Genomic DNA, 15529 nt, shown 5'->3' on the forward strand with positions numbered 1-15529 from the left:
GAGCGCCTTGGCGACCTGCGCCGCGGGCGTCGAGGCGGTCAGGTTGTGCGCCTTGGCGAACTTGGTGCTGACGATCAGGCCGAGCGGGTTGCCGCCGCCGTCCGCGGCGATCGCCGTCTCGGGGACCTTCTTGCCGATCGCGGAGAGGAAGTCCGTGGGGCTGTCGTTGAGGAACTGGATCGAACCGGACTCCAGCGCGGAGGTGCCGGTGGCCGCGGTCGTCGTCACGTACTTCACCTTCAGCTTCTGCTTGCTGAAGTAGCCGTTGGCCTCCGCGACCCGGATCGGCATGTCGAAGATGTTGCCCGCGACGCCGACGGTGACCGTGGTCGTGCCGTCCGCGTTCTTGCCCGAGCCGCTGCCGCCGCACGCGGTCAGCGCGACCGCGCACAGCGCAGCGGCGCTGCCTGCGGCGAGGAGCCGGGCCCCGGAGCGGTGGTGGTGCGGCGCGCTGGTGTGCCGCGCGCCCGCGGCGGCTCTCGTGTCGCGCGTGGGTGTCTCGTCGTGGTTCATTCGGGACTCCTGTCACCGTGGGTGGTCTGGGGGAGAAGCGGCGCCCGCGCCGCGCCGGCGCCGCTTCACGTGGTGGGCCGGCCGCTACCCGAGGACGAGTGCGTGCCGGGCGGTGGCGACGTGGTGGCGCATCGCCGCGGTGGCCGCGTCGGGGTTCCGGGTCACGATGCCGAGGAGGATCGCCTGGTGCTCCTCGAACGACCCGGTCCTGGGGTGCTGGGCTGCGACGTTGCGGTACTGGCGCATCACCAGCGGGTAGAGCAGGGTGTCGCAGGCCCGGGACAGCGTCGCCTGGTGGGCGGCCGCCTTCACCTGCTGGTGGAAGCGCCGGTTGCCCTGCGAGTAGGCCGCCTGGTCGCCGCGGGAGCGGGAGTCGGCCATCTCCGCCAGCGTGGCGCGCAGTTCCCGGATCTCCTCCTCCGTGGCGCGCTCGGCGGCGCGCCCGGCGAGCGCGGACTCGATGGTCTCGCGCGCCTCCAGGATGTCCTTGGCCTCCTCGGGTGAGAAGATCCGGGTCCGGACACCGCGGTTGACCTCGCTGGTGAGGTACCCCTCCTGCGCCAGGCGGACCAGCACGGCCCGCATGGTCCCCCGCGAGACGTCGCACATCCTGGTCAGGTCGGCTTCCGTCAGTCGCGTGTTGGGCTCGATGCTGCCGGACAGCAGCAGCGAGCGCAGTTCGTCGTACGCCTGGCTGTACCGGGTCGCGGATGCCCTGGTGTCGTGGGTGATGCCGTTGTCGCTCTGCATCGTGATTCGCCTAGGGGTCTCGAAGGGAGGGCGCCGTCCGGGGCCGGCCGCGCGGCCGGCCGGACGCCGCCGCGCGGGCCGGGTGTCAGTCCCCGACCACGCCGAGGCCGGGGTACAGGCGGCGGGCCGTCCCGGCGAAGATCTCCGCCCGGTCCTGCTCGGGCAGGCCGGCCAGCACCGTCTCGGCCAGCTCGCGCAGTTCGGGCAGCGACTGCTCGGCGGCCGGGAGGTTGGAGCCCCAGGCGATCCGGCCGGCGCCGAAGGAGTCCAGCACCGGGGTGAGGAAGCCGGCGGCCTTGTCGCCGGCGTCGTGGAGCCGTTCGAGGTTGCGGTGGGTCAGCTTCAGGTGCAGCCCGGGGTTCTTCGCCAGCGCGGCCACCTCCCGGCCGGCCTCCTCGGGCGAGTCCGCGATGTCGGGGTAGCCCATGTGGTCCAGCAGCACCCGCACCCCGGGGAAGCGCACCAGCACCGAGATCAGGTGCTTGGTGGCCGGCCCCAGCCGCATCTGGAGGCAGACGGTGACACCCAGTTCCTCCGCCGACCGCCAGAAGTCGTACGTCTCCGGCGTCGCGAACCACTGGCCCTGCTCGGGCACGGTGCTGCCGCTGGTGAACAGCCGCACCCCGGCCAGGCCCCCGTCGCCGACCAGGTCCGCCAGCCGCGCGCCGGCCCCGGGCTTGAGCGGGTCGAAGGTGCCGACGGCGACGAACCGCTCGGGCCACTGGCGGCGGCTGTCCAGCACGTAGGAGTTGTCGTAGCCGTAGGCCGTGGTGGCCTGCACCAGCACGGACTGGCGTATGCCGGTCTCGTCCATGCGGGCCACCATCTCCTCGGCGGTGACCGGGCGGCTCGCGGCCCACGTGGACTGCTTGCCGCCCAGCGGCGCGCGCGGGTAGCGGGCCAGGTCCTGCGCGATGATGTGGCAGTGGGTGTCGACGATGTCCATGGTCGTCCGGTTTCCTTCGCCTCGGGGTGTGCTGGGGGTCGCGGTGCGCGGCCCGGGGCGCGTCGGCGCCCCGGGCGGTGCCGGTTCAGGCACCGGGGAAGTCGCCGTCGGCGAACAGCCGGTGCGGGTCGGTGGGGAAGTCCGCGTCGAGCAGGCCCTGCTGCTGCGAGTAGCGCACCAGCGCGCCGAGGGTCGCCGCGTTCGCCTCGATGCCGTAGGGGATCGGGTCGCCGCCGACCTGCCGGGCCTGCCGGCCCAGCCGCGGCAGCTCCGTCCACTCCGGGTCGGTGGCGACCTGCCGGCGCTTGCTCTCGGCGAGCGCCTTGTACAGCGCGGTCGGCAGGTTCGGGTCCTCCTCCACCAGCGCGGAGCGGATCGCGACCACCGAGTGCAGCGGGTAGATCCCGGTGCGCAGGTACCAGTCGGTGGCGATCACGTCGTCGTCGGCGAACAGCGGGTACGGTCCGGTGTCCGCGCCGCCGTCGGCGGCGGGGGCGGGCTCGGCCGCCGCGGTCCAGCCGGCGGTGGGCGCGCCGGCCCGGCCGGTGCCGGCGTTGCCGGTGAACGCCGCGTCGATGTCGCCGGCGCGCAGCAGCTCGCCCAGCGAGCGCCCGTCGGTGACCCGCTCCACGTTGCCGGGGGCGCGGCCCTCGATGTGGTCGTCGTCGTCGACCACCCAGGTGATCTTGTCGACGTCCACGCCGTACTCGCCTGCGAGGATGCCGCGCACCCACACGCCGGTGCTCACCGTGTAGGCGCGCACCCCGACCCGGCGCCCTTCGAGGTCCTTCGGGACACGGATGCCGGAGCCGGCGGCGCACTGGATGTCGCCGTGGTGGAAGCGGCGGTTGAGGAAGACCGGGACCGCGGTGAGCGGCACGTCCTCCTGGAGCGCCATCAGGTAGGAGACGGGGGCGAGTTCGCACACGTCGAACTCCAGGTCCCTGATCATCCGCCGATAGGCGCCGATGATCGGCCGGACCCGCACCTCCTCCACGCCGTGTCCGTCCACCGGGACACTGCCGTCGATCAACGCCTGGGCGTGCTGGTAGTTGCCGAGGGCCACCGAGAGCTTCGCCATGACCTGCCTTCCAGTCGGGTGTGTGCTGCGATACGGGGGTGTGCGTGCGGTGCCGGTCAGCCGCCCAGGCGCGCGGGGGTGACGCCCAGCGCCGCGCAGGACCGCTCCACCAGCTCGTCGAACTCCACCGGGCGTACGAGCACGTCCTGCTCGCGGGCGTAGCGGGCGGCCAGCGCGACCGGGCCGCGCAGCGCCTCGAAGCCGGCCGGGTTGGTGCCGCCGGGGTCCTTCGCGGCCACCTCGCGCATCGCGTCGTACATGGCCAGGACCGCCGCGGAGTTCTCGGCGGCCGCCTGCTCGGTCACGCCCACCACGTGGTTGAGCGGCAGGAAGCCGCGCTCGGCCGTCCAGCGCTTCGCGACGTCGAGGGCGTCGGGGATCGCGGTGCGGATGCGGTCGTCGGCGGGCAGTTCGTTGCCCATGACCCCGAAGTCCAGGCGGCCTTCCAGGAAGTCGCTCTGGAGGCGGGCGCCCTCGGGCGCGCGCCGCACCCACGACGGGTCCTGGTAGCCGTCCACGTGCCCGGGCTCGTAGACCGTCCAGTCCGCCTTGCGCAGGTCGACGCCGTACTGCTCGGTGAGAAAGCCGCGCAGCCACACGCCGGTGGTCTGGCTCCAGGAGCGGACGCCGACGCTGCGGCCCTCGACGTCCGCGACGGTCAGCGCGCCCATCGTGACCAGGGTCTGGTGCTGGGTGCGGCCCAGCGTGGTGACCGGCAGCAGCACCACCGGCTTGCCGTGGGCGACGGCCTGGAGCAGGGTCACCACCGCCAGTTCGCACACGTCGACCGCCTGGTCGTTCACGAAGCCCCGCGACGCCTTGTGCACCGGCTTGATGTCCTGGCGCTCGACGTGCGCGCCGGCTTCCGTGCCCGCGCCGAGCGCGGCCGCCGCGAGGTCGTCGCGGCCCACAACCAACTTCATCTTCCGACTCCTTCTGCTTCGTGTCCGGTTCAGGCCCGGCCGGGCCGGTCGGCGTGGCCGTGTCCGGGCCCGTGCCGGTGGAACCGCTCGTGGTGCTGGCGCAGCAGGTCGGCGCCGTAGTCGTTGCCGTTCGGGGTGCGCACCACGGTGTGGATGTGCCGCCGGGTCGGCACGTCGTTGTCGAACATGACCCCGGCCTGGTGCTCGAACTCGACGAGGATCACCGGGCTGTGCACGCGGTAGTAGAAGGCGCTGTCCGGGCCGCCGTCGCCGATCCAGGAGAAGTACGTGTCCTGCTGGTGGGCGAGCACCTCGGCGGCGCGCACCTGCGCCTGGGCGTCGGCGGCCCGGCCGGTGTACAGCCCGAGCAACTCGGTGGCCAGCGCGTACTGGTGGCCGGTCAGCTCGGTGAACGGCATGCCCTGGTAGTTGAGTTCGTAGTTGTCGCGGAAGGCGCCGACGAACAGGTCGGGGGGCAGCACGTCGCCGATCACGGCCTGCGCGCGCTGCTTGCCGGTCAGGCTGTCGAACAGCTCCTGGCCGACGGCCTCCTCGCGCCGGAAGACGTGCGTGCCGGCGTACTTGCCGGAGGTGGCGTGCACCGGTTCGGCGCCCAGGAAGGTCGGGGTGAGCACCATCTGGTCGCCGACGAACACGCAGTTGACGTTGACGTGGTGGCCGTCGAGCTGCCAGCCCCACGGCTGCGCGCCGTCGCCGGGGTCGCCGTAGACGGTGAACCAGTACAGCCACTCGTTGAGCAGGTCCTCCTCGCCGCGCAGCTCGCCGATGGTGAGGTTGAGGTGCATCAGGTCGACGACCTGCGTGAAGCCGGTCTCGCTGAGGCTGGCGCGCATCACCGCAAGGGCCGAGTCCCGTACCGGGTCCGCGAGTTCCTCCAGGCACACGCCGTGCCGCAGGAAGTAGCGGGCGCCGTTGGCCCAGTGCCGCCACGACACGTCGTCCATCGGCAGCCGGCCCTCGGCCAGTTGTGCGGCGCTGAGGCCGGAGAGGTAGCGCTCGGCGGCGCGGCGCACCGCGGTGACGTCCACGCCGGTGCTGTGCAGCGGGAACAGCCCCGGGCGCACCCCGGCGGAGTCGGCGACGCCGCGGAACGGCTCGTCGGCGGCGCGCCTGCGCCACTCCACCCGCTCCAGCAGGTCCGGGGTCCACACCGCGGGCTTGCGGGTGGGCGCCTTGGGCCGGTACCTGAGTCCGTCAGTCATCGAGGAACGCCCCTTCCCGCACGATCCGGTCGACGTCGACCGGGGTGCGCACGACCTGCTGCTCCAGCGCGTAGCCGGCGCCGATCCGCACCGACTCCGCCAGTTCGCCGCTCCAGCCGGCCGCGACGACCCGCCCGGCGGGCGAGGTGTCGCGCTGGTCCGCGGTGGCGGCGATCGACGCCGCCAGCGCCCGGTACAGCGCGGCGACCGCCTGCGGCGCGGACTTCAGCACCTCGTCGCGGACCACGACCATGTGGTTGACCGGGACCGTGCCGTGCCGGTCGATCCACGCCTGCGCGGCGGCCGGCGCGTCCGGCAGGACCGGGACCAGCTCCACGCCCTGGGTGCCGATGGCGCGCGGGCCGAGCACCGCGGCCGCCACGTCGCCGGTGCGCAGCAGGTCGGCGACCTTGACCGCGTCCGAGCCGTCCCAGCGCCGGACGTTGTCCGGCGCGCGGTACTGCGCGACGTGCGGCTCCTCGGTGGTGACCCAGGTGACGTCCGAGGGGCGGACGCCGTAGTCCTCGCGGAGCACGCCGCGCACCCACAGCCCGGTGGTCTGGCTGTAGGAGCGCACCCCGACCCGGGCGCCGGCCAGGCCGGCCGGGGTGAGCGCCGGGCCGTCCGGCAGCCGGGTGAGCGAGCCGTGGTGGGTGCCGCCGATCATCGCCACCGGCAGCAGCGTGATCGGCACGCCCGCCTCGCGGGCCTGGAAGTACGTCGCGAGGGCCATCTCGCACACGTCGTACTCCAGGCTCCGGACCATCCGGGCGAAGGCGGAGTACAGCGGCTTCGCCTGCGCCCAGGCGCACTCCACCCCGGGGACCGGGACGGTGCCGTCCTTCAGCGGCCGGGTGTGCGGGTAGTCCCCCAGCAGGACCGACAGCCGCGCCATCACACGTCCTCGCCGTACTGGAGCCGGCGGTAGGGCACGCTCAGCACGTTGCGGGTGATCCGCACGTCGACGACGGTCGGGCGCGGGTCGCGGACGAACTCCGCGAGCGCGGCGAGCAGTTCGCCGGTGGTGCGGACGGTGGCGCCGCCGCCGCCGAGCGCGACCGCGACCGGCCCGAGGTCGGGGTTGCCGATCACCGCCAGCTCCGGGTCCAGGCCCTTCGCCTTCGCCTTGTGGAACTCCGCGCCCAGCCCCTCGTCGTTCATCACCACGACCAGCACCGGGATGTCGTAGCGGCAGGCGGTCTCGAACTCCGACAGGTGCATCAGGAAGCTGGCGTCGCCCTCGACGACGAACGCCGGGCGGTTGCCGTTCGCCACGATCGAGCCGATGGTCAGCAGCGGCGCCTGGCCGATCGCGCCGAACATGCCGTAGTTGGAGAGCACTTCGCGGGAGCGCTGGAAGAGCATGGTGCCGAAGTCGGTCTGGTGGCCGCTGCCGAGGACCAGGCCGATCTCGCGCGGCAGGGCGGCGTCCAGCACCCGGATCACCTCACGCGGGTCGAGCCGGCCGGGCTCCTCCTCGTAGCCGGACGGCTCCGCGAGCGCCTCGGTGAGCCGGCTGCGCACCTCGTCGGTGTGGAAGCCGTCGCCGCTCGCCGGGCTCTTGGCGAGGACCGTGTTCAGCTCGGCGAGCGCGGTGCGCGCGTCGGCCCGTACGTAGCACTCCGCGGCGCGGCCGTGGCCCATCACCACGTTCTGCGCGGTGTCGATCTGCACATAGGTGGCGTCGGGGAAGAGCAGGCCGTGCTCGGTGGTGTAGTGGTTGAGGCTGGCGCCGACCGCGATGACGCAGTCGGCCTCCTGGAGCAGCTCCATGGCGACCTTGTTGCCGTACAGCCCGGAGATCCCGACGTGGAACTCCGTCGCGTCGCACAGCCAGTTCTTCGCCTGGAGGGTGGTGGCCAGCAGCGCGCCGGTGTGCTCCTGGAAGCGCAGCAGCTCCTCGCCCGCCTCGGAGGCGCGGGCGCCGCGCCCGGCGATGACGACCACGCGCTTGGCGGCCCGCACCATCGCCGCCGCCTGCTCCACCCGGGTCGGGTCGGGCAGCAGCCGCGCGGTGTCGATGAGGTCGGTGGAGGGGACGTAGGGGCCGGCGTCCTCGTACTCCTTGACCTGCACGTCGAACGGGGCGCTGATCATGATCGGCCGGGACTCGGTCCTGGCCAGGTAGAACGCCTGGCGCACCGCCTCCTCGGCGAGTTCGGGCCGCGAGACCTGCACGAAGCCGCACTCGATGGCGGCGGCGAACCGGCGCTGGTCGAGGTACTGCACGGCCGTCTCGTCGCCGACCGGCACCTCGCCGCAGAAGGCGACCAGCGGGGTGCGGGCCCGGGCGGCCACGATCATCGAGGTGGCCAGCTGCGCGGTGCCCGGGCCGCTGGTGGTGGTGACCACGCCGGGCCGGCCCGCGGCGCGCGCCCAGCCGTCGGCCATGCCCAGGCCCGAGCCCTCGTGCCGCACCTCGTAGAGCTTCACCCCGCGCTCGTGCAGGGCGTTCATCCAGTGCATGTTGGCGTCGCCCATCATGCCGAAGACGTCGGTGGCGCCCTCTTTGACGAACGCCTCGGCGAGTGCCTCGTAGACCTTCACTTGCCGGACTCCTTCGCGGTGGTGGTGGAGGGGGTGGCGGCGACGCCGCGCTGCGCCAGGATCTGCGGCAGCCGGGAGAACACCCGCAGCGCGTTGCCGCTGAAGATCGCGTCCCGGTCGGCCGCGTCCAGGGAGTCCACGGAGTCCAGCAGGTGGCCGGTGTCGTCGAAGCGGTGGCCGGTCTCGGGGTCCACCCCGCGGACGGCGCCGATCATCTCCGAGGCGAACAGGATGTTCTGCGCGGGCAGCACGTCCACCAGCAGCTGCATGCCGCGCCGGTGGTACACGCAGGTGTCGAAGTAGACGTTGCGCAGCACCGCCTCCTCCACCGGCGGCAGCCCCCGGTCCTGGAGGAAGCCGCGGTAGCGGCCCCAGTGGTAGGGGACGGCGCCGCCGCCGTGCGGCAGGATGAACTTCAGCGTCGGGAAGTCCTTGAACAGCTCCGAGGTGCACAGCTGCATGAAGGCGGCGGTGTCGCCGTTGAGGTAGTGCGCGCAGGTGCCCTGGAGGGCCGGGTTGCGGGACATCGCGACGTGCACCATCGCGGGGACGTCCAGCTCCACCATCTTCTCGTAGAGCGGGTAGTAGACCTTGTCGGTCAGCGGCGGGGCCTGCCAGTTGCCGTCCGACGGGTCGGGGTTGAGCAGGCAGCCGACGAAGCCCAGCTCCTCGACGCAGCGCTGGAGTTCGGCGGCGCTGTGCCGGACGGAGGCGGCCAGCGGCTCGCCCGGGGACTGCGGCAGCTGGCACACCCCGACGAACCGGTCCGGGAAGAGCCCGCAGACCCGGGCGATCAGGTCGTTGCTGACGTGCGACCAGGCCAGGCTGGTCTGCTCGTCGCCGTAGTGGTGGGCCATCTTGCCCGCGCCGGGCGAGAACAGCGCCAGATCCGTCCCCCGCTCCAGCTGGAGCTTCAGCTGCCCCTGCTCGATGGCGGTTCTGATCTCGTCGTCGCTGATGCGCAGTTCGGCGGGCGACAGCCGCGCGCCGGACTCCTCGAACGCCTGGATCTGCCGCTCGCGCCACTTCCCCAGCGCGGCCGGAGCCGTGGTGAAGTGACCGTGACAGTCGATACGCATGCAAAACTCCGAAACTCGCGTGCCGGGGGCGCGGGCGCGCCTGCGGCGGGGGCGGGGGGTGGTGCGGCGGGGGGTGGTGCGGCGGGGGGCGTACGGGCCCGGTCGCGGGGAGGCGCGGGCACCGGGCCCGTACGCGGGGCCGGTGCGGCTGGGCCGCGGCTGGTTCGCGGCTCAGCGGCTCAGTCGCGGCCGGTCAGGGAGCGGCCCAGTTCCAGCCCGGGGTAGGTGCGCACCGGCATGGACATCAGGAAGCGGTAGCCGTCGTCCAGCACCTGCTTGACGTTGTCGGCCGTGACGTGCGGGTGGCCGACCGGCACGTTGCGGGCGGCGCAGATGTCGAGGATGCGGCGCTTGCACTCCAGCATCAGCGGGTGGTCGTACTGGCGGGGGATGCCCAGTTCCTGGCTCATGTCGCCCTCGCCGATGATGATCAGGCCGATGCCCGGCACCTGGTCGAGGATGTCCGGCAGGTTGTCGATGGCGAGTTGGTCCTCGATCATGAGGGCCACCAGGATCTCGCCGTCCGGGTCCAGCGGCCACACGTCGGCCTTGGCGTAGTACTCCGCGTTGCTGACGCCCCAGTAGCGGGCGGCGGTGGCGGGGCTGTCGCCGCGCAGGCCGGCGGGCTGGTGGCGGGGGCGGTCCGGCAGCCTCGGGTAGCGGCAGGCGGCGACGGCGTTGTACGCCTCCTCGACCGTGGAGATGTGCGGCCACACGATGCCGTACGCGCCCAGGTCCAGTGCCTGCTTGGCCTGCCACTGGCCCTTCTCGCCGCCGTTGACGGGGATGCGGACCAGCGGGGTGAGCGCGGGCGCGAGGCTGTCGGCGCCGAAGATCTGCTTGCGGTTCAGCAGGTACTGGAGGCTGTCGCGCAGGGCGGGGACGTCCCACGGCTTGTGCTCGGTCTCGAAGACCAGCGCGTCGTAGGCGCTGGTGCCGAACTCCAGGGCGGCGGACGGGTCGGCCGCGGAGAAGGACGCGAAGACGTGCTGTCCTGCCTCGAAGGCGGCGATCACCTTATTGAGCCGGGGCGTTGCCACTGCCGACCTCCTCGGTCTGCGTCGGGTGCGAAGCGTCGTGGGTGTGCGGGGCGCTCTGGGCGCCGCGGGCCGGGGCCGCGGGGATGGGGCGCGGCGGGTCCTGGCGGCGGCCGAAGAGGCGGCCGAACCAGGCCAGGCAGCGGCGCAGCAGCCCGGCGGGGGCGGGTACGGGGGCGGATGCGGGGGCCGGGGTGGCGCCGGGTGCGGGGATGGCGGCCGGCGCGGGTGCCGGGGCGGACGCGGACACGGAGGCGGCGGCCGGCTCGGTGGCGGAGGCGGCGGAGGCGGCGGGCGTCGGCAGCGGCTCGGCGGCGGGCGCGGCCGCGGGCTGCCCGCACTTCGCGATCAGCTTGGCGGTGAAGTCCTTGGTCATCCGGGAGACCACCACATTGGCGCCGGACTCGACCAGCGAGGCGAGCTTGCCGCTGAGGGTCACCTCGCCGTCCATCAGCACCCGCGCGCTGCCGGGCTCGGCGCCGTCGACCACGCGGAACGTCGCGTCGCCGCGGAAGCGGGTGGCGCCCTGGCCGTCGCCGCCGCGGGCCGACAGCCGGCCCTCGAACTCCCCCGGGTCCAGGTCGAGCGTGATGCGGGCGGCGAACTTCACCCGGATCGCGCCGAACTTGATCACCAGGGCCCCGTCGAACGACCCGTCGTCATGGGCCTCGCCGAGTTCCGCCCCGGCGATGCAGGACACGACGTCCGCGGGGTCGGACACGACCTCCCACACCCGGCTGCGCGGGCTCGGGACGTCGATCTCTTCCTTGATCGTTATCACTGCGGTTCCTTACGCGGGAGCGCCGGACAGGTCTATCTCCGACTTGAACAGGCTCCACAGGTCGTTGTAGAGCTCGGAGAACTCGCGCGACTCGACCAGCGAACCGATGTCGCGCGGCCGTTCGAAGGGGACTTCCAGGACGCGGCGCACCGTCCCGGGCCCCTTGGACATCACGATCACCTCGTCGGCGAGGTAGAGCGCCTCGTTGAGGTCGTGGGTGACGAAGATGAGGGTGCCCTGCTGCTCCTGCCACAGGTTGAGCAGGTCCTGCTGGAGCTTGAGCCGGGTGATGGCGTCCAGCGGGCCGAACGGCTCGTCCATGAGCACGATCGCCGGGTCGTAGATCAGCGCCCGCGCGATGGCGACGCGCTTCTGCATGCCGCCGGACAGTTCGCGCGGGTAGTGGTCCTCGAAGCCGGTCAGGCCGACCACCTTGATCCAGTGCGCGATCCGCTCGTTGCGCTCGTCCTTGGGCACATGGCGGAACTTCAGCGCCAGGCCGATGTTGGCCCGCACGCTCAGCCAGGGCAGCAGGTTGGACTTCTGGGTCACGTAGGCCGCTTCGGAGTTGACCCCGCGGACCGGTTCGCCGTTGAAGTCGACCGTGCCCCGGGACGGGTTGAGCAGTCCGGCGGCCAGGTTGAGGATGGTGCTCTTGCCGCACCCGCTCGGCCCGATCACGGCGACGAGTTTGCGCCGCCGGACCCGGAACGAGACGTTCTCGATGGCCGGCTGGTGGGTCCCGGGGAACTCCAGGGTCACGTCCTCGAAGCGGAGTGCCTCCGCACTGGTGTCTTGCTGGTTGGTCGACAACTCTGTCTCCTTGGCCTGCAACGGGAGAGGCGATCCGGGGCTCGCAGATGGGCATTCGAGCCACTTAGCCGGTCAACGCCGCTGGTTACGGTGCGGCTTCCACACGGCAGTCCAGTACGCACGGCACCCCATGGAGTGGGTGACCCGCGGTCCCGACTGGCGGATTGTCCAACAACTTGCGAGCGACCGTAACACCGCCGAATCGTCAGCTCAAGAAGGGTGCGCGAAAATCCTTGGTTCTGGTCCGCCCGGCCCCACCCCGGCCGCCACAGGCTGTTGAACAAAACGGCGAGGCCACCGGCCCGACGGCGCAATCTGGTGTAAAAGGGTGTATATGCACCGGTCCCGTCGGCTGCGGGGTCCGGCCGGCTCATCACGTGGCCCGCGCACACGTGGGTGGTGGCGCGGTCCGCAGTCGCTCCTCAGCCCGCGCAGTGTGGTCGGCCAGATGTTCCTGCTCCAGGTGGCGGTCATCCTGCTGATGGCGGCCGTCGCCGCGGTCCTGCTCGTGGTGACCGTCGAACGCGAGGCCGAGCAGGCCGCGGCCCGCCGCTCCGCCGCGATCGCCAACGCCGTCGCCCATGCCCCGGGTGTGGTCGCGGCCCTGCGGTCGTCCGACCCCACCGCCCAGCTCCAGCCGGCGGCCGACGCCATCACGCGCACCTCCCACGTCGACTTCGTCGTGGTCGTCGACCGGCGGGGCATCCGCTACACCCAGCCCGGCCGGGCGTCGCTGCTGCACACCCGGATCTCCTACCCCCAGGACCTGCGCGCCCTCCGGACGGGACGCGCCGTCACCGGCCACGTGAAGTCCGGCGGCCACGACGCCAGGCGCACGTTCGTCCCGATCAGGGACAGCGACGGGAAGGTGGTCGGCGGGGTGGCCGTCGGGGTGCGGGTGAGCAGCATCGACGCCACCGAGGCCGGGCGGCTGCCGGTGCTGCTGGGGATCACCGCGTTCGCGATGGCCGCGAGCACCGTGGGCACCGCGCTGCTCAGCCGGCGGCTGCTGCGGCAGACCCGCGGCCTGGGCCCGTCCGAGATCACCCGCCTGTACCTGCACAACGACGCGGTGCTGCACGCCGTGCGCGAGGGCATCGTGATCGTGGACGCCGACGGCACGATCCTGCTGGCCAACGCCGAGGCCCGCAAGCTGCTCGGACTGCCGCCGGAGGCCCAGGGCCGGCAGGTGGGCGAGCTGTCCCTGGCCCCACCGCTCGCCGAGCTGCTGGGCTCGGGGCGGGAGGCCAGCGACGAGGTGCACCTGGCCGGCGGCCGGGTGCTCGTGGTCAACCAGCGCCCCCTGGACGGCCACGAGGCGGTGGCCGGCAGCGTCGCCACCATGCGGGACTCCACCGAGCTGAGCGAGCTCTCCAGCCGGGCGGACGCCGCGCGCAAGCGGCTGTCGGTACTGTACGGCGCGAGCATCGGCGTCGGCAGCACCCTGGACGTCGCGCGCACGGTCGGCGAACTCGCCAAGGCCACGGTCCCGCTCTTCGCCGACTACCTGACCGTCGACCTCGCCGAGCCGGTGCTGAACGGCGACGAACCCACCGGCGCCGAGCCGGAGTTTCAGCGCGTGGTGTGCGCCGGCGTCCAGCCGGACCCGCCGTTCGCCCCGGTCGGCACGCACGTCGCGGTCGACCTCGCCGCCCTCGCGGCGGGTGCCCCGGACGCCGGGCTCGGGCGGCTGGACGCCGACCTCTCGGCGGGCGACGGCCTCGTGCCCCGGTACGTCCCCGGCTTCGGGGCCGCCGACCCCGCGCTGACCGAACCGGTCGCGGCCCGCGGCATCCATTCGCTGGTCACCGTCCCGCTGCGGGCCCGCGGCGTGGTGCTCGGCGTCGCCGCCTTCTGGCAGGCGCAGGGCCGCGCCCCCTTCGAGCAGGACGACCTGGAGCTGGCCGAGGAGCTGGCCGCGCGCGCCGCGGTCGCCATCGACAACGCCCGCCGGTACACCCGCGAGCACGCCATGGCCGTCACCTTGCAGCGCAGCCTGCTGCCCGGGGCGCCGCCGGAGCTCAGCGCCCTGCAAGCCGCCCACCGCTACCTGCCGGCCGCCTCCGGCGGCGTGGGCGGCGACTGGTTCGACGTGATCGCCCTGCCCGGCGCGCGGGTGGCGCTGGTGGTCGGGGACGTCGTGGGCCACGGGCTGCACGCCGCGGCGACCATGGGCCGGCTGCGCACCGCGGTGCACAACCTGTCGGCGCTCGACCTGGCGCCCGACGAGCTGCTGTCGCTGCTGGACGACCTGGTCACGCGGATGGACGCCGACCAGGGCAACGGCGCCGGCGGTGAGCCGGGCGTCACCGGCGCCACCTGCCTGTACGCGGTGTACGACCCGTCCTCCGGCCTGGCCACCATCGCGCGCGCCGGGCACCCGATGCCGCTGCTGGTGCGGCCGGACGGCACCGTGCACACCCCGGACGTGCCGGTCTCCCCGCCGCTGGGCCTGGGCGGCGCGGAGCCGTCCGAGGCCGCGGAGCTGGACCTCGCCGAGGGCAGCACGCTGGTGCTCTACACCGACGGCCTGGTCGAACGCCGCGACCGCGACATCGACTTCGGCCTGGACCTGCTGCGCGGCACGCTGGCCGCCCACCCGGGCCTGGACCCGGAGGCGACCTGCCAGGCGGTGCTGGACGCGGTGCTGCCCGAGCACCCCGCGGACGACGTCGCCCTGCTGGTGGCCCGCACCCGGCGGCTGCCCGCGGAGCGGATCGCCCGGTGGGAGATGCCCTCCGACCCGGCGGCGGTCGCCGAGGTCCGCGCGGCGTGCGGGCGGCAGCTGGCCGCGTGGGGGCTGGAAGGGCTCGGCTACAACACCGAGCTGATCGTCTCCGAGCTGGCCACCAACGCCGTCCGCTACGGCTCTCCCCCGGTCAGCGTCCGCCTGCTGTACGACCGCAAGCTGATCTGCGAGGTCGCCGACGGCAGCAGCACCTCGCCGCACCTGCTGCGCGCGGCCGGCACCGACGAAGGCGGCCGCGGACTGTTCCTCGTGGCCAGCCTCGCCGAGCGCTGGGGCACCCGCTACACCCGTCGCGGCAAGGTGATCTGGACCGAGCAGCCGCTGCACACCGCGGCGGACGAGGCCGCCGCGGCCACCGCGGAGGAGCTGCTCGACCAGTGGGGCGACGAGGAGCTCTGAGCCCCACCCGCCTCACTATTGTCCGACATTTTCTCTCGCCCCCTTCGACACCGCGCTACACATTCCTTGCTCGACAGCCGCGTTTCCGCGGCATTGCGCGGCGGTTGCCGCCGGAGTTGTTGCGGCACCATGGACCCGGTGTTACGGTCGCCCACACCTTGTATGACAATCAGCGCCCGGCTTGCCTCGTGGCGACTGGGGAGAAGTCATGAGACGCCACACCTCGGACGCCGGTGACGCCACCGGCAGACCCGCCGCCCGGACCGTCGCGGCAAGCTGCGCCCTGGCGCTGTGCGCGGTCGCGCTGACCGCGTGCGGCGGCGCAACCGACGGCGCCGGCAAGAACGCGGACGGCACGACCACGGTCACCGTCGGCGTCGCGGGCAACATCTTCGACATGCCGATCCGGCTGGCCGACGCCAACGGCTACTTCAGCAAGCAGAAGCTGAAGGTGAAGTACGTGACGACGACCGCGGCCACCGGCACCTCCGCGCTCCAGTCGGGCTCGATCCAGTTCCTCAACGACAGCCCCACCGACTTCCTGTCCGCCGTCGACCGCCGCGTCCCGGAGACGGCGATCGCCGCGGACGGCGGCGGCAACCCGCTCGGCCTGATCGTCAGCACCAAGTTCGCCAAGGCGCACCATCTGACCGCCTCGACGCCCGCGGCGCAGGTCGCCAAGGCGCTG

Annotated in this window: 12 protein-coding genes and 2 pseudogenes; 2 read left to right on the forward strand and 12 right to left on the reverse strand. The window is 73.0% G+C overall.

Annotated elements, in window-relative coordinates:
- From WA788_RS34570 to WA788_RS34625, 12 genes and pseudogenes are all read right to left on the reverse strand, one after another.
- Nucleotides 1-513: pseudogene (locus WA788_RS34570) on the reverse strand (hypothetical protein); the annotation flags it as partial.
- An 84-nt stretch (nt 514-597) separates the two neighbouring features.
- Nucleotides 598-1263, reverse strand: coding sequence for a GntR family transcriptional regulator (locus tag WA788_RS34575; RefSeq protein ID WP_335984329.1), 666 nt, complete (start codon nt 1261-1263; stop codon nt 598-600).
- Between the two features lie 85 nt (nt 1264-1348).
- Nucleotides 1349-2209 (reverse strand): amidohydrolase family protein, encoded by an 861-nt coding sequence (locus WA788_RS34580; RefSeq protein WP_335984331.1) that lies wholly within the window; start codon nt 2207-2209, stop codon nt 1349-1351.
- A gap of 85 nt (nt 2210-2294) precedes the next feature.
- Complete coding sequence (locus WA788_RS34585; protein ID WP_335984333.1) at nt 2295-3290, reverse strand: 4,5-dihydroxyphthalate decarboxylase; 996 nt, start codon at nt 3288-3290, stop codon at nt 2295-2297.
- A gap of 56 nt (nt 3291-3346) precedes the next feature.
- Nucleotides 3347-4213 (reverse strand): hypothetical protein, encoded by an 867-nt coding sequence (locus WA788_RS34590; protein WP_335984335.1) that lies wholly within the window; start codon nt 4211-4213, stop codon nt 3347-3349.
- 29 nt (nt 4214-4242) lie between these two features.
- Entirely contained in the window at nt 4243-5436 is a 1194-nt protein-coding gene (locus WA788_RS34595) for a DUF3500 domain-containing protein (protein ID WP_335984336.1), read from the reverse strand.
- Nucleotides 5429-6331, reverse strand: a complete 903-nt coding sequence (locus WA788_RS34600) for a hypothetical protein (RefSeq protein WP_335984337.1) — start codon at nt 6329-6331, stop codon at nt 5429-5431. The genes WA788_RS34595 and WA788_RS34600 overlap by 8 nt, the downstream gene beginning before the upstream one ends.
- Complete coding sequence (locus WA788_RS34605; protein WP_335984338.1) at nt 6331-7983, reverse strand: thiamine pyrophosphate-binding protein; 1653 nt, start codon at nt 7981-7983, stop codon at nt 6331-6333. Before WA788_RS34605 ends, WA788_RS34600 begins: the two co-directional genes overlap by 1 nt.
- On the reverse strand, nt 7980-9062 hold the full coding sequence (locus WA788_RS34610) for an amidohydrolase family protein (RefSeq protein ID WP_335984339.1): 1083 nt from the start codon (nt 9060-9062) through the stop codon (nt 7980-7982). The genes WA788_RS34605 and WA788_RS34610 overlap by 4 nt, the downstream gene beginning before the upstream one ends.
- Before the next feature lie 179 nt (nt 9063-9241).
- Nucleotides 9242-10102: an HpcH/HpaI aldolase family protein gene (locus tag WA788_RS34615; RefSeq protein ID WP_335984340.1), complete on the reverse strand. Its 861-nt coding sequence runs from the start codon at nt 10100-10102 to the stop codon at nt 9242-9244.
- Nucleotides 10080-10880 carry an SRPBCC domain-containing protein gene (locus WA788_RS34620; protein WP_335984341.1) on the reverse strand — a complete coding sequence of 267 codons (801 nt, stop codon included), beginning with the start codon at nt 10878-10880 and terminating at the stop codon, nt 10080-10082. Before WA788_RS34620 ends, WA788_RS34615 begins: the two co-directional genes overlap by 23 nt.
- Nucleotides 10881-10889: 9 nt before the next feature.
- Nucleotides 10890-11693 (reverse strand): ABC transporter ATP-binding protein, encoded by an 804-nt coding sequence (locus WA788_RS34625; protein WP_335984343.1) that lies wholly within the window; start codon nt 11691-11693, stop codon nt 10890-10892.
- A 448-nt stretch (nt 11694-12141) separates the two neighbouring features.
- On the opposite strand from WA788_RS34625, the gene WA788_RS34630 reads away from it, so the two are divergent.
- Together WA788_RS34630 and WA788_RS34635 are read left to right on the forward strand one after the other, a co-directional pair.
- Complete coding sequence (locus WA788_RS34630) at nt 12142-14841, forward strand: SpoIIE family protein phosphatase (protein ID WP_335984345.1); 2700 nt, start codon at nt 12142-12144, stop codon at nt 14839-14841.
- A gap of 208 nt (nt 14842-15049) precedes the next feature.
- Nucleotides 15050-15529, forward strand: a pseudogene (locus tag WA788_RS34635) (ABC transporter substrate-binding protein); the annotation flags it as partial.

This window comes from Streptomyces sp. CA2R106 (assembly GCF_037034245.1).
Taxonomy (GTDB): domain Bacteria; phylum Actinomycetota; class Actinomycetes; order Streptomycetales; family Streptomycetaceae; genus Actinacidiphila.

Excerpts from the sequence above, each read along its gene's own strand:
- WA788_RS34575 (WP_335984329.1), bottom strand. The coding sequence starts at position 1,263 with ATGCAGAGCGACAACGGCATCACCCACGACACCAGGGCATCCGCGACC.
- WA788_RS34580 (WP_335984331.1), bottom strand. The coding sequence starts at position 2,209 with ATGGACATCGTCGACACCCACTGCCACATCATCGCGCAGGACCTGGCC.
- WA788_RS34585 (WP_335984333.1), bottom strand. The coding sequence starts at position 3,290 with ATGGCGAAGCTCTCGGTGGCCCTCGGCAACTACCAGCACGCCCAGGCG.
- WA788_RS34590 (WP_335984335.1), bottom strand. The coding sequence starts at position 4,213 with ATGAAGTTGGTTGTGGGCCGCGACGACCTCGCGGCGGCCGCGCTCGGC.
- WA788_RS34595 (WP_335984336.1), bottom strand. The coding sequence starts at position 5,436 with ATGACTGACGGACTCAGGTACCGGCCCAAGGCGCCCACCCGCAAGCCC.
- WA788_RS34600 (WP_335984337.1), bottom strand. The coding sequence starts at position 6,331 with ATGGCGCGGCTGTCGGTCCTGCTGGGGGACTACCCGCACACCCGGCCG.
- WA788_RS34610 (WP_335984339.1), bottom strand. The coding sequence starts at position 9,062 with ATGCGTATCGACTGTCACGGTCACTTCACCACGGCTCCGGCCGCGCTG.
- WA788_RS34630 (WP_335984345.1), top strand. The coding sequence starts at position 12,142 with ATGTTCCTGCTCCAGGTGGCGGTCATCCTGCTGATGGCGGCCGTCGCC.